This is a genomic window from Nocardiopsis camelliae (assembly GCF_028993595.1).
GTDB lineage: Bacteria > Actinomycetota > Actinomycetes > Streptosporangiales > Streptosporangiaceae > Nocardiopsis > Nocardiopsis dassonvillei.
In genome coordinates, this window is record NZ_CP118614.1 from 6621607 (window position 1) to 6635076 (window position 13470).

At 71.3% G+C, this 13470-nt stretch carries 12 protein-coding genes; 4 read left to right on the plus strand and 8 right to left on the minus strand.

Annotation, left to right across the window (positions count from 1 at the left end; genetic code table 11):
* Nucleotides 1-27: 27 nt before the first annotated feature.
* Nucleotides 28-132, minus strand: coding sequence for a hypothetical protein (locus PV789_RS28870; RefSeq protein ID WP_013155697.1), 105 nt, complete (start codon nucleotides 130-132; stop codon nucleotides 28-30).
* 573 nt (nucleotides 133-705) lie between these two features.
* Here PV789_RS28870 and PV789_RS28875 point away from each other — a divergent pair.
* Both PV789_RS28875 and PV789_RS28880 read left to right on the plus strand, forming a co-directional pair.
* Nucleotides 706-1137, plus strand: coding sequence for a GNAT family N-acetyltransferase (locus PV789_RS28875; protein ID WP_274975450.1), 432 nt, complete (start codon nucleotides 706-708; stop codon nucleotides 1135-1137).
* A gap of 41 nt (nucleotides 1138-1178) precedes the next feature.
* Nucleotides 1179-1463: a hypothetical protein gene (locus PV789_RS28880; protein ID WP_013155699.1), complete on the plus strand. Its 285-nt coding sequence runs from the start codon at nucleotides 1179-1181 to the stop codon at nucleotides 1461-1463.
* A 52-nt stretch (nucleotides 1464-1515) separates the two neighbouring features.
* Here the strand turns inward: PV789_RS28880 and PV789_RS28885 are convergent, their stop codons facing one another.
* The 4 genes from PV789_RS28885 to PV789_RS28900 all read right to left on the minus strand — a co-directional run bounded on the left by PV789_RS28885 (nucleotide 1516) and on the right by PV789_RS28900 (nucleotide 6180).
* Nucleotides 1516-2802, minus strand: a complete 1287-nt coding sequence (locus PV789_RS28885) for an activator-dependent family glycosyltransferase (protein WP_274975451.1) — start codon at nucleotides 2800-2802, stop codon at nucleotides 1516-1518.
* 46 nt (nucleotides 2803-2848) lie between these two features.
* Nucleotides 2849-4225, minus strand: a complete 1377-nt coding sequence (locus PV789_RS28890) for an NDP-hexose 2,3-dehydratase family protein (RefSeq protein WP_274975452.1) — start codon at nucleotides 4223-4225, stop codon at nucleotides 2849-2851.
* Nucleotides 4222-5334: a DegT/DnrJ/EryC1/StrS family aminotransferase gene (locus tag PV789_RS28895; protein WP_274975453.1), complete on the minus strand. Its 1113-nt coding sequence runs from the start codon at nucleotides 5332-5334 to the stop codon at nucleotides 4222-4224. The genes PV789_RS28890 and PV789_RS28895 overlap by 4 nt, the downstream gene beginning before the upstream one ends.
* Before the next feature lie 192 nt (nucleotides 5335-5526).
* On the minus strand, nucleotides 5527-6180 hold the full coding sequence (locus PV789_RS28900) for an LmbU family transcriptional regulator (RefSeq protein ID WP_013155703.1): 654 nt from the start codon (nucleotides 6178-6180) through the stop codon (nucleotides 5527-5529).
* A gap of 648 nt (nucleotides 6181-6828) precedes the next feature.
* Here PV789_RS28900 and PV789_RS28905 point away from each other — a divergent pair.
* A complete protein-coding gene (locus PV789_RS28905) occupies nucleotides 6829-8118 on the plus strand; it encodes an activator-dependent family glycosyltransferase (RefSeq protein WP_274975454.1) in 1290 nt (429 codons plus the stop codon).
* Here the strand turns inward: PV789_RS28905 and PV789_RS28910 are convergent.
* The 3 genes from PV789_RS28910 to PV789_RS28920 form a co-directional block, all read right to left on the minus strand.
* The gene (locus tag PV789_RS28910) at nucleotides 8105-9331 is read right to left on the minus strand and encodes a class I SAM-dependent methyltransferase (protein ID WP_302475377.1); all 1227 of its coding nucleotides are present in this window, start codon (nucleotides 9329-9331) and stop codon (nucleotides 8105-8107) included. The two genes, PV789_RS28905 and PV789_RS28910, sit on opposite strands and share 14 nt — an antisense overlap.
* A 97-nt stretch (nucleotides 9332-9428) precedes the next feature.
* Entirely contained in the window at nucleotides 9429-10412 is a 984-nt protein-coding gene (locus tag PV789_RS28915; RefSeq protein ID WP_274975455.1) for an NAD-dependent epimerase/dehydratase family protein, read from the minus strand.
* Nucleotides 10413-10416: 4 nt separating this feature from the next.
* Entirely contained in the window at nucleotides 10417-11769 is a 1353-nt protein-coding gene (locus tag PV789_RS28920) for a nucleotide sugar dehydrogenase (RefSeq protein WP_274975456.1), read from the minus strand.
* A 419-nt stretch (nucleotides 11770-12188) separates the two neighbouring features.
* Between PV789_RS28920 and PV789_RS28925 the strand changes: the two genes are divergently transcribed.
* On the plus strand, nucleotides 12189-13448 hold the full coding sequence (locus PV789_RS28925; RefSeq protein ID WP_274975457.1) for an activator-dependent family glycosyltransferase: 1260 nt from the start codon (nucleotides 12189-12191) through the stop codon (nucleotides 13446-13448).
* The last annotated feature ends 22 nt before the right edge of the window (nucleotides 13449-13470 follow it).

Genomic DNA, 13470 nt, shown 5'->3' on the forward strand with positions numbered 1-13470 from the left:
GGTCCGTCACCACCCGGTGGGAGGGCGTCAGCTGCAGCTCACGAGGCTGGCACCGCTGTTGAGGAAGGCGCCCTCCTCGACGAGGGTCTCCGCCTCCAGGGACTGCAGGTCGAGAACGTCGCTCACGGCCATTTCTTCACCTTTCAGGAGAAAGGAATCCCGGGCTGCCCGAGGCATTCGACCCGGGCCCGCACCGCGATCCGACCCGGCTTTGTGCCAGGGTCGTCTCACGATAACAGCGCCCGCCCCGCCGCTTCCTTCCCATATCCGAGAGCCTCTTTCCCCGAGTCCGGGAAAATTGACGGCGGCCCCGCGGCGGGGAATGGCGGGCGCACCTGGCGGGATGCGGCGGGAGCCGGGGCGGGGCGGCCCGGCGGCGGAGGCGGAACCGCCCGTACCTGCCGGAACGGAGACCGCGAGGCGGCTAAGGTAACCGGAGCCGCCCCGCCTGTGTCCCGCTGGCGGGACAGGCGGCGGGAACCCCCGATACGCCCCCATTCCCTCCGTCCCCGTTTTCGGGAACCCTCCCCCTTCCGGCGCACGGCAGGAACGGAACGGCTGCGAACCGACAAAGAGTTGAGGCAGGAGAGCGTGCCAGAAAATACCGTGGAAACACGCAGAGTCAGGCTCCGACCGGTTGAGAACCTGGGCTCGGACGCCGCCGTCCGCGCATTGGCGGAGAGGGGCGTCCCCGAATTCCCGGGAATGGACGACCTCGTCAGGCCGCTCCCCCGCGACGCCGCTGACGCGGCGGAGCAGTTCCTCGCCGTGGCCCCCTCCACCGGTGCCGTCCTGGGGTTCTGTTCGCTCTCGCGCCTGGACCGGGAGGAGCGGTGGGTCCAGGTGGACGTGGTCGTGGACGAGGGGGCCAACGCCGTCGGCATCGCGTTGGAGGCCACGGTGCTGACCGTGGACCGCGCCTTCCGCGCGTGGCCGGTGGACGAGGTCCGCTTCTGGTCCGCCGGCGAGCGGGCGAACGGCCTGCGCGACCACCCGACCATGGTGACCGAGTCGGAGCCCCCGCGGCGGCCCCCGGGCCTGGAGTCCGCCTCCCACTTCGTCATCCAGCGCGAGCGCTGGGAACGCTACGGCGCCAAGTTCGTCCAGCGCCTCTCCCAGGGGCCCGACGCGGGCTGAGGACGCCACCCCCACCACACCAGAGAAGAGGTTCGGCAACGATGGCCGCAGTAGACCAGAGCGAGATCCTGTCCCAGATCAAGGTCCAGGCGATGACCGTCCTGATGTTCACGTCGAACGAGCCGCAGTTCGACCTCCCCGAGCCCTCGCAGACGAGCGACCTGGACTCGTTCTCGATCGTGCAGCTCGTCCTGGCCCTGGAGGACGTCTACAACGTGTCCCTCCTGGAGGACATGTCGGAGTTCACCGGCAGCAGCTTCGAGGACCTGGCCGGGTTCGTGGCGGAGAGGATCCGGGAGCAGAAGGGGGCGCCCGACCGGGCTTGATCCCGACGGGGACGCCGTGTCCGCTCCGGGAGCGGACACGGCGTCCCCGTACTCAGGCGCGTCGGCCCTCGGCGGCCAGCTCCTCCAGCACCGGGACGAGCCCTGCCGGGCTGGTCATCCCGTGCGCCCTGTCACGCAGCACGCGGGCGCCCTCGGCGAAGCGGGGCTCGTCGAGCAGGCGCCCGACCAGGCGGGCGACCTCCGCGCCCGTCATCCCGGCCCCAGCCAGCGTGAGGCCCGCCCCCGTCTCCGTGATCCGCTCGGCGAGCAGCGGTTCGTCGAAGACGTACTGGGCCATGGAGAACTCGGGGAGGATGAGCTGCGGGACGCCGTGGAACACCGCGGTGCAGAAGGTCCCGGCTCCCCCGTGGTGGACCACCGCGTCGCAGTGGAGCATGAGCGCGTGCAACGGCACGTGCTCCACCACCCGGACGTTGTCCGGCAGGGTTCCGGCCCGCGCTCTCTGCTCGGCGGACAGGGTGGCCACGACCTCCGCGTCCAGTCCGGCGATCGACTCCAGCAGCTCCGCGAGGGGCAGCCGGTAGCGGTCGTCGAACTTCTCCGGCACGGCCGAGCCGAGGGTCAGGCAGACCCGCCTGCGCCCGCCCGGGGAGCGCAGCCAGTCGGGCACCACCGCGGTCCCGTTGTAGGGCACGTAGCGCAGGGGGATGTGGCGCACGCCCTCCTCGGGGTCCAGGCGCACACCCGGCGGATAGGGGTCCAGGGTGGCCTGGCCCCGGACCAGGTCCTCGGAGAAGTCGGCGCCCACGCGCCGGGCGCTGCGCTCCAGCCAGTCGGCGAGGGGGTCCTCGCGGTCGGCGGCGGGCCGCGCGGCGGCGCGTTCCAGGAACCGGCGGCGGGTGCGGGAGAACACGTCCAGCCCCCACAGGACCCGGACGTGCGCCGCGCCCGAGGCCCGGGCCGCCACCGGCGCGGCGAAGGTGGTCGGCTCCCACAGGACCAGGTCGGGGCGCCACGAGCGGCAGAGGTCGGTGAGGTCGTCCAGCATCGGCGTGTTGACCGGGTGCCACCACAGCCGGACGAACTCGCGGTAGCCGTCGAGCAGGTAGTCCCAGCCCAGCGCCTCCGGATCGCTCCTGGTCATGTCGAAGCCCCGGCTGTCGCCGAAGCCCAGGCCCTTCAGCGTGGTCAGCAGCTGGTGGAAGAGGTGGTCCCGGCCCACCCGGACGGCGGGCAGCCCGGTGCGCGCGGCGACGGGGACCAGCGCGGGCTGGCTGGCCACCCGCACCTCGTGCCCGGCGGCGCGCAGCGCCCACGCCTGCGGGACGAGGCCCAGCAGGTGGGTCTTCTCCGCCTGGCTGACGACGAGCACGCGCATGTGCGGTACTTCCTCCCGGTCGGGCCGGGCGGGGCGCGCCCCGCCCTCAGCCCAGGGTGTGCAGGCAGACGAGGAGGGTCCTCGCCTCGATGTTGAGGTAGTGGCCGTGCCGGACCAGCTCCATGAGCTGGGCGACGGTGACCCAGAGGAAGTCCGGGGGGACCTCCGCGGGCGTGTCCGGATCGGCCTCGACGATCCGGTACCTGGTCTGGGCGTGGTGGAAGCGCCCGCCCTCCTCCGAGAGCAGGGCGTCGTAGCGCACGCGGTGGGCCGGCGGCGACTCCGCCTGGGCGGCGAAGGGCTCCGGGCGGCCCAGGGCCTCCGCCGAGGCCGAGTACTGCACCGTCGGGGTGATCTCGACGCGGTCGAGGGTCCCCGGTTCGGCGCGTGCCCGGACCAGGACGTGGAGCACGCCGTCGATCTCGCGCACCAGGAAGGCGGCGAACCCGTGCCTCTCGGGGGCGAGCAGGGGCTGCGTCCAGGACGCGACCTCGCGGATGCGCGCCGAGACCGAGACCATGATGATCCGGAACCCGGGGCCGCCGGAGATCTCGTCCCCGGTCCTGCGCCACCCCTCGGCCCTGGGCAGCGGCAGCAGCTCGGAGCGCCAGTCCACGACCGTCTTGGCCTCGGTGAACCAGCTGACCACACCGGTCGTCGGGTGCAGCGCGCCGTCCCCGTAGGAGCGCGCGAGCGCCCGCCCGAAGGGGTCCGCGGGCTCCGGCCCCTCCCCGCGGGTCACGGGCAGGCAGGACAGCACCGTGCGGGCGTCCATGTTGACGAGGTTGTCCCGGCGCAGCATCCCGTGGATCTGCCGGAGCGTGAACCACCGGTAGTCCTCGTGCTCGGGGACGTCCTCGTCGGGGCCCACCTCGACGACGATGTTTCGGTTGTGCTTGCGCCAGAACCACTCGCCCTGCTCGGACTGGAGCACGTCCACCAGGACCCGGCCGCGGCGCGGGGCGCGGAAGTACTCCACGTAGGGGGTGGCCCGGCCTCCGTGGACCCCCGTGTAGTTGCTGCGCGTGGCCTGCACGGTGGGCGAGACCTGGCGGAGGTTGACGTTGCCGGGCTCGAACTTGGCCTGCATCAGGAAGTGGGGCACCCCGTCGAACTCCTTGACCAGGATGCCCAGGATGCCGATCTCCGGCTGGTCGATGACCGGCTGGTGGACCACCGCCCCGCCGGAGGCCACGCGCAGCCCCCGGACGGAGAAGAACCCGCCGCTCTCGTGGACGAGGTCCCCGGTCCCGGCGGAGAAGGACCAGCTGCGCGTGTGGTCGAAGCCGACCCGCTCGACGGAGAGCAGTTCGTGCCGGGGCCTGCTCTCCCACCACCGGGCGAACTCGGCGTCGGACACCAGCGGTACCGCCCGGTCCGACGCCGAGAGCGCGAACCGGGCTCCGTCCCCGGAAGCGGTCACAGCCTGGCCAGGGTCTTGGTCAGGGCCTCGATGATCCGGTCCTGCTCCTGCCGGGGCAGCGAGGGGTACATCGGCAGCGAGAAGATCTCGTGGGCCAGCTTCTCGGTCACCGGCAGGCTCCCGGTCTCGTAGCCCAGGTGGGCGAAGCCGGACATCGTGTGGACGGGCCACGGGTAGCTGACGTTGAGCGCGACGTCGTGGGCCTTCATCTCCTCGATGATCCGGTCCCGCTCGGGGTGGCGGACCACGTAGAGGTAGTAGGCGTGCTCGTTCCCGGGCGCCGTCGCGGGCAGGACCAGGCCGGTGTCGGCGAGCGCCTCGTCGTAGGCGCGGGCCACCGCCCTGCGGCCCTCGATGTACTCGTCCAGACGGCCGAGCTTGCGGCGCAGGATCTCCGCGTGGACCTCGTCGAGCCTGCTGTTCTGCCCGTTCGGCGTGACGACGTAGTAGCGCTCCTGGTCCATGCCGTAGTAGCGCAGGCGCCGGAGGGAGGCGTCGACCTCCGGGTCGTTGGTGATCGTCGCGCCCGCGTGGCCGTAGGCGCCGAGGATCTTCGTCGGGTAGAAGGAGAAGGCGGCGGCGTGGCCCATGGAGCCCGCCACGCGCCCGTGGTGGGTGGCTCCGTGCGCCTGGGCGCAGTCCTCCAGGAGGACCAGGCCGTGCTCGGCGGCCAGCGCCTCCAGCGGGGCCATGTCCACGCACTGCCCGTACAGGTGGACGGGCAGGATGCAGCGCGTGCGCTCGGTGATCGCCGCGGCGACCTGGTCCACGCGCATGAGGTAGGTGTCCGGGTCGATGTCGACGAAGACCGGGTGCGCCCCCACCAGGTCGATGGCCAGGACCGTGGGCGCGGCCGTGTTCGACACGGTGATGACCTCGTCGCCCTCGCCGACGCCCAGGGCGCGCAGGGCGAGCACGATGGCGTTGGTGCCGTTGTCCACGCCCGCGCAGTGGGCCACGCCGTGGTAGCGGGCGAACTCCTCCTCGAAGGCCACCAGGGAGGGGCCCCAGATCAGCTTCCCCGACTTGAACACCGTGTCCACGGCGTCGAGGATGTCCTCCCTTTCCTTCTCGTACTCCTCCAGGTAACCCCAGACATAGGTCGTCATGTGTTCCTCCGTTTTCAGGTCGCCAGTGGCCGAAAGAAACGGGCGCCCGGATCGTGTCGGCAAGGGGCCCCCGCGCGGCGACCATCCGGATCCGCACCGCTTTCCGGCGCACCGGGAGAATCGCCGGCGGGGGTTTCCCCGCAGGGGGAGTCAAAATACACGGCGGGTCCGCAACGGACCCGGGATCTCGGCTCAGCCGACCTCAATCATTTTCTTGGCAGCCATGTCCAGGGCCTTGGAAGCCCACTCCGGGAAACTCATACCAGAACTCTCGGCGGCTTCCTGCCATTGCCTCTTCCGCTCCGGATTAATGGCCACCTGAACGTATATGGTCTCCCGTGCGGGGTCCACTCCCCGGGCCTTGAGGCGGATGCGGCGGCGGAGCTCGTTGCGGGACCAGCGGCCCGCCTCGGCCTCGGCCAGCCAGCGCTCCTGCTCCTCCTCCGGGAGGCCGCACACCTCGGCGTGGTGCTGGAAGCTGAGCTTCTCGCGGCGCCGGGCGGGGACGAACTTCCTGGCCACCCAGGCGTAGTTGCGCAGGGTCTGGTAGTCGAGGGAGGTCTTCTCGATCGCGCGCTTGTACCGCTGGGGGTAGTTCTCCTGGCCGTAGATGAGCCAGTCCCCGAGCCACCAGGCGGACGCGTCGGAGATGACGAAGATGTGCTGTCCCCAGCGCTCCCAGTCGACCATGGCCATGCCGTCGGGCAGGTGGAGGCTCGTTCTGCGGGTGGGGTTGCCCGAGGCGCCCCGCCGACCGCCCGAGTCCGCGGCGGACCGGCTCCGTCTGGCTTCGGGGACCTTCGCCTGGGGGCTGGCGTGGCTGTCCGGATTCATCACTGCTTCCATGTGGGTCCCCTTATCGACCTTCCTGAGAGGGCAAGAGAACTCAGCGCTCGGGCCAGGATCAGTCGTCTTGTAAGACAAGGTGGTCTGATATCGGTAAGAGGGCTCACGGCGCATGTTCGCGGGCTGTGCGGACAAGGTCCGGGCACACGTCAACACCGGGTTCATGGGAGCACACGTGAAAAAGGGGAATGGTCGACGGAAGTCGATACTCAACCCCTCAGCGCAGATATGCGGTGAGCACAGAACGGACACAGTCTTCAAACTGGTTTAAAGAGGTCAAGAAATCAACTGGAGCCTGAAGACCCTCCCTGGCCGATGCCGCAGCGAAACCGGTCGTGGATAACCGGCGATAACCCGTCCGTCAACATGGCCGGTATCGGTCAACGCCGTTCGTAAAGCAGCGTATGAGATAGCTGAGCGTACAGGCAACCCCCTGATTATTAAGCACTTTGCGCTAGGCGGCGCACACGGTAAGTCGCGCAGGTGGGACGCCAAACCGCGCCCCGACCCCGACGACACGCGGCCCGACCGGCACTCACTCTCAGCGACGGAGCCCGGACGCAAGGAGGAAGCTCATGTGAGAAAAGGTTTTACCAATTCATTTGGGACCTTCGGCCTAGCATTTCTGACAGATAGCGAGGATCTCCGGTGCGTATCTTGTTCGCAACTTTCTCCGAGAAGACCCACTTCATCGGGATGACCCCCCTGGCGTGGGCGCTGCGCGCCGCCGGGCACGAGGTGCGCGTCGCCAGCCAGCCCGAGCTCGCGCCGACGGTGGCCGCGACCGGGCTGCCGTTCGTCGCCGCGGGGTCGGACCACGTGCTCCCCCAGGTGATCGCCTGGGTCGGGCGCATGGCGCGGGACATGCGCCCCGACTTCGACATGATGCGCGTGGCGGCCCCGGAGGCCCCCTCCGGGGAGGAGCTGCGGGCCGCCTACCGCGACGTGCTGGTGCCGCTGTGGTGGAAGGTCGTCAACGACCCGATGCTGGAGGACCTGGTCGCCTTCTGCCGCGAGTGGCGCCCCGACCTGGTCGTATGGGAGGCGACGACGTTCGCGGCCCCCGTCGCGGCGGAGGCGTGCGGTGCGGCGCACGTGCGCTTCCTGTGGAGCCTGGACCTGTTCGCCGCGATGCGCGAACAGTACCGGCGCCACATGGAACGACAGCCCCCGCAGGAACGCGACGACCCCCTCGCCGCATGGCTGGGCGACCGCGCCGCCCGCCACGGCGTCGACTTCTCCGAAACCCTCGTCCGGGGCCAGGCCACCCTGGACTACCTGCCCGCCTCCCTGGGCGTACCCGCACCCACCGGCGCCCACCGCCTGCCCATCCGCTACGTGCCCTACAACGGACGCGCCGTCGTACCCCACTGGCTGCGCACACCACCCACCCGCCCCCGCGTCTGCCTCAGCCTCGGGACGACGGCCACCCAGCGCCTGGGCGGCTACACGGTCGACGTCGCGACCCTCCTGGAGGGCCTGGCCGACCTGGACGTGGAGGTCGTGGCCACCCTGCCCGCAAGCGAACAGCACAAGCTGGGCGCCGTCCCCGACAACGCCCGCCTGGTCGAGTACGTCCCCCTGCACGCCCTGACCCCCACCTGCGCCGCGATGATCACCCACGGCGGGGCGGGCACCGTGATGTCCGGCCTGGTGCACGGGGTCCCGCAGTCGGCCGTGCCGCACCACATGTACGACGAGCCCCTGCTGGCCTCACTGGTCGCCGCGCAGGGCTCGGGAGTGGTCGTGGACCCCGCCCGGGTCACCCCGGAGGCCGTCCGGGAGAGCACCCGGCGCCTGCTGGAGGACCCCTCCCACACCGAGGCGGCGCGGCGCCTGCGCGGGGAGGTGGACGCCATGCCCTCCCCCGCCGAGGTCGCGCGCCGGCTGGCACGGGCCGCGGGGGAGGGAGGGCGGGTGGACCTCACACGGTTGTGACATCCGGGACGTAGTGGATCCAGCGTCCCCCGGCCTCGCGGAACCCCTCCTCCTTGGCCATGATCTCCTCGGCGTGGTTCCAGGCCAGCAGGAGGGCGCGGTCGGGGTAGGAGGCCGTGAAGGCGCCGTGGTCGCGCACCGGCACATGGGAGCCCGGCGTCAGGCGCCCCTGCTTGGCCGGCGTGGTGTCGCAGACGAACTCCAGCAGGTCGGGGCCGATCCCGCAGAAGTTGAGCACGGTCGCGCTCTTGGCGGTGGCGCCGTAGCCCACCACGCGCAGGCCCCGGTCGCGCAGCGAGCGCAGTTCCTCCACGAGGCGGTCGCAGTTGCCCCGCACCCGGTCCGCGAAGGAGGCCAGCGACTCCGGGGAGGTCAGCTCCCGCTTCCTCTCCTCCTCCAGGATCGCCTCCACGGCGGGGGAGGCGGCCCGGGAGCCCTCGCGTGCCAGGGTGTAGCGCAGCTCGCCCCCGTGCGTGGGCAGACGCTCGACGTCGACCAGCTCCAGGCCGAACCTGCGCGCCATGTTGCGCACGGAGGAGGCGGTGAACAGGAAGAAGTGCTCGTCGTAGAACTGGTCGAAGGACGCCTTCTCGCTCACGTCACCGAAGTAGGGGTCCTCGAAGACGAACACGCCCCCGGGGGACAGCAGCTCCCCGATCCCCTCCAGCACCGAGTCCACGTAGGGGATGTGGCAGAAGGTGTTGGCCGCGTAGACGACGTCGGCGGGCCCGTCCTCGGCCCGGATCTTTAGGGCCGTCGCCTTCTCGAAGAAGGCGTTGCGCACGCGCACGCCCTTGCCGCGGGCGACCTCGGCCACGGCTCCGGAGGGCTCCATCCCGAGGTGGCGCACGCCCGCGCGGGCCACCGTCTCCAGCATGACGCCGTCGTTGCACCCCAGCTCGACCACGAAGGGGTCGGAGCCGGTCAGGTGCTCCGCGAGGAGCTTCTCGGCGGTCGCCTCGAAGTGGGAGCGCATCACGGTGGAGCCCGAGGAGTAGTACGGGTACCCCTCGTGGAACATGCGTTCCCGGGGCACCTCCTCCATCAACTGCACCATCTGGCAGTCCGGGCAGAGCCCGACCGCGAGCCGGTAGAAGAACTCCTCGCTCGTGTCGTCGGGCGCACGGAAGGCGTCGGACAGCGGCTGGCGGCCGAAGTCCATGAACTGGGTGACCGTTCCTTCGCAGACACGGCACGTGGTGGTGGGGACCAACCTCAACTCCTCGGCTTCTCACGGACGTCGTCGGACGGGCGCGCCGGAGTCGGCGGCCCGGGGCGGTCGGGGCGGTGGCGCACCGGCCGCGGCGGGGTCAGCCGGTGGTGTTCTCCGGCTGTTCGAGCCACCAGGGGTTCTCCTCGGCCCACTCGATGGTCCGGGCGACCCCCTCCCGCAGCGAGGTGGTGCTCTTCCAGCCCAGGAGCGAGCGGATCTTCCCCGCGTCGGGGATGCGCCGGTCCAGGTCCTGGTAGGAGTGCCCGAACCTGTCGCGCGTGTCGATCGAGGTCGGGACGACCTTTCCGCCGGTCATCTCCACGATCAGGTCCACGGCCTCGCGGATGGTGACCTCGTCCGAGCTGCCGACGTTGAAGCACTCGCCGTCCGCCTCCGGACGGGTGCCGATCTCGACCGTCGCCTCGACGGCGTCGTCGATGTAGGTGAAGCTGCGGGTCTGGCCGCCCTCGTCGTAGACGACGGGGGGCTCGCCGCGCAGGGCGCGGTGCAGGCTGCGGCTGACGAGGAAGGCGGGGCGCTGGCGCGGCCCGTAGAGGTTGAAGTAGCGGACGATGGAGGCGTTGAGCCCCCGGCCCATGTAGCCGAACGTCAGGTGCTCGGCCAGGGCCTTGCTGGAGGAGTAGCTCCACCGGCTCGCCGAGGTCGTGCCGAGGACCCGGTCGGCGTCCTCCTTCCAGGGGACGTCGGGGTTCTTGCCGAACACCTCGCTGGTGCTGGCGAAGACCACCTTGGCCCCGGCGCGCTCGGCCAGGTCCAGGACGTTGCGCGTCCCCGTGAAGTTGACGTCGATGACCTCCATGGGGGACTCCAGGTACCGGTCCACCCCCACCACGGCGGCGAGGTGGTAGACCACGTCCACGCCCCCGCGGACCGCCTTGGCGAGCTGTTCGGAGGAGCTGACGCTGCCCCGGACGTACTCGACCTCCTTCCATGAGGGGGCGGGCGCGGGCCGGGCCCCCCTCGTATCGAAGACCACGACCTCGTCGCCCCTGGCGAGGAGCCGGTCCACGAGGTGGCTTCCGACGAAGCCGTTCCCTCCGGTCACTACGGCGCGTGCCACGTGTCTACCGTCCGATCCCTCGGTAGGTGAAACCGAGCCCCGTCAGGGACTCGACGGTCTGGTCGTCGAAGTGGGCCCTGCCGTCCAGGAGGAGGCACTCCCGCGCCGTGAGGCGGCGCAGGGCCGCCATGTCCAGTGCGGCGAACTCGTCGTGCCAGGCGAGCACGGCGAGGCAGTGGGCCCCGGTCGCGGCCGCCTCCGCCGAGGGCGAGGGCTCCAGGCCGAACGCCTTGCGGATCTCGTCCGGGTCGGCGAGCGGGTCGTACACCGCCACGTCGGCCCCGGCGTCGCGCAGCGCCGCGACCACGGGCAGGGTCGGCGTGGACCTCAGGTCGCCGGTGTTGTTCTTGAAGGACAGCCCGATCACGGCCACGCGGGCCCGCTCGGCGGGGGTCCCCAGCGCGTCCAGCCCCTCGGTGACGAGCCCCGCGACGTAGCCGGGCATCGCGTCGTTGGCGCCGCGGGCCGAGACGACGGTTCCCAGGTGCACGCCCCTGTCCCGGGCGGAGCGCCACAGCATCCAGGGGTCCTTGGTCAGGCAGGAGCCTCCGACCCCGACCCCCGGGGAGAGGACGTTGATGGTGCCTCCGCCCTTGGGCACCTCGTTGGTGGCGGCGATGACCTCCATCGCGTCCACCCCGATCGACGAGCAGAAGCGGGCCAGTTCGTTGGCCAGGGCGATGTTGTGGTCGATCCACCAGTTGTTGAGGAGCTTGACCGTCTCGGCGGCCTCCATGGAGGAGCAGACGACGGTCCGCACGCCGAGCCGGGACTCCCAGAACCTCGCGGCGGCGGCACCGCTCTCCGCGTTCCACCCGCCGACGACCACGGGCAGCTCCCGGATCTCCGCCAGGGCGTTGCCCTGGGACAGCCGCTCGGGGCAGAAGGCCAGCCCGAAGTCCTCGCCGCACCTCAGCCCGCCGCTCTCCAGCAGGGGGACGACGAGACCGCGGGTCGTGCCCGGGGGGACCGTGCTCTTGAAGACGAGGAGCTGCCCGCGGCGCAGGTGGCGGCCCGCCTCGGCGGCCGCGCTCCTGATCTGGGTCTCGACGAGGGTTCCGTCCCCCCGGACCGGCGTGCCGACCGCGACGACGACCACGTCCGCCGAGGAGATCGCGGAGTAGTCGGTCGTGGCGCGCAGGCGCCCGGTGCCCCGCCCCCGGGCCACCAGTTCGGGCAGCCCGGGCTCCTTGAGGTGGCAGCGGCCCGCCTCCATCTCCTCGACCGGGTGGGCGTCCACGTCCACGCCCACGACGTTCACCCCGTTGGACGCGAGGCTGGCGGCCACGCACGACCCCACGTACCCCAGGCCGACGACCGAGACGGTGATCTCCTCCCGGTCCAGCAGGAAACGCATACGATCTCCATTCGACTCTCAGCCCGGCGCTACAGGGAAAACAGGCCCGGAGGGGCCTTGACAGAAAAAGGCGGGTTCCGCACCCGGCCATTCACCTGGCCCGGAGGCCGGGTTCTCCCACTCTTTCTTCACTACTTCCCGCGGCCAGCGGCGCACGGGGCAACATCGAGGGAATCATCGTCGGAATCGGAACAGCCAGCTTCTCTACAATCCCCTTTGTCGAAGGCAGATAAAGCACCGGCCGGATCGGCTGGGCAATGATATCCGCGCGGAAGCGGCTCTTGGCAAACCCGGTTGCGCGGTGATTGGACCGCCCGCCGGAAAGGTAACAGGCCCGCCACCGGAGGCGGCGGAACCGGGAGCGCCCCGGTCCCCGTCCCGGTGCGCGGGACCGCACACGAAGGACGGAGGCGACGGCCGTGCGCGTGCTGATCGCGACGCAGGCGGAGCGGACCCACTTCCTGGGGCTGGTGCCCCTGGCGTGGGCGCTGCGCGCCGCCGGGCACGAGGTCCGGGTGGCCAGCCAGCCCGAGCTGGAGGCGGTGGTCACCGGGACGGGCCTGCCCTTCTCCCCCGTGGGCAGGGACCACCTCCTGCGCCGGGTCATGCGGCAGTACCACGCGATGACCGGCGGGGAGGACGACGACTTCGACATGGCCGAGGACCGGGACGAGGTCCTGACCTGGAACTACCTCCTGGAGGGCTACCGCCTGACCGTGCAGTGGTGGTGGCGGATGGTCAACGACCCCATGGTCGACGACCTGGTCGCCCTCTGCCGGGATTGGCGCCCCGACCTGGTCGTGTGGGAGCCCATCACCTTCTCCGGAGCGGTCGCCGCCGAGGCGTGCGGGGCCGCGCACGTGCGCTACCTGTGGGGGGCCGACATCTTCGCCCGCACCCGCGCGCGCTTCCTGGCGCGGATGGGCGAGCAGCCCGCCTCAGAGCGGCAGGACCCCCTGGCCGAGTGGTTGGGGGCCCGGGCCGCCCGGCACGGGGTGGACTTCTCCGAGTCCCTGGTCCACGGCCAGGCCACCGTCGAGCAGGTGCCCGCACCTCTGAGGGTGGACACTCCCCCGCATCTGGAGTACCTGCCGGTGCGCTACGTGCCCTACAACGGACGCGCCGTCGTCCCCGACTGGTTGCGCACACCCCCCGACCGACCCCGGATCGGGCTCAGCCTCGGGACCAGCGCGAACGAGTGGTACGGCGGCCACCGGGTCTCCGCCGGGGAGATCCTGGAGGGGTTGGCCGGCCTGGACGTGGAGGTGGTGGCCACCCTGCCCGCAAGTGAGCGGGAGAAGCTGGGCGCGGTCCCCGGCAACGCACGCCTGGTCGAGTACGTGCCCCTGCACGCCCTGGCCCCCACCTGCGCCGCCATGGTCACCCACGGCGGCCCCGGCACCGTCCTGACCGGCCTCGCCCACGGAGTCCCGCAACTCCTGTCGCCCAACGCGCACATGTTCGACACGGTCCTGCTGTCCGGGCTGGTGGAGGGGGCCGGGGCGGGCAGGGTCGTGGACCCCGACCGCCTGGACGCCGCCACCGTCACCGAGGGCGTACGCGCCCTTCTGGAGGACCCCCGCCACGCGAAGGCCGCACACGCCCTGCGCGAACGGATGGACGCCATGCCCGCCCCCGCCGACCTCGCCCGCACCCTCACCAGGCTCACCCGCACCTGAACACGGCCTGCGGGAGGAGCAC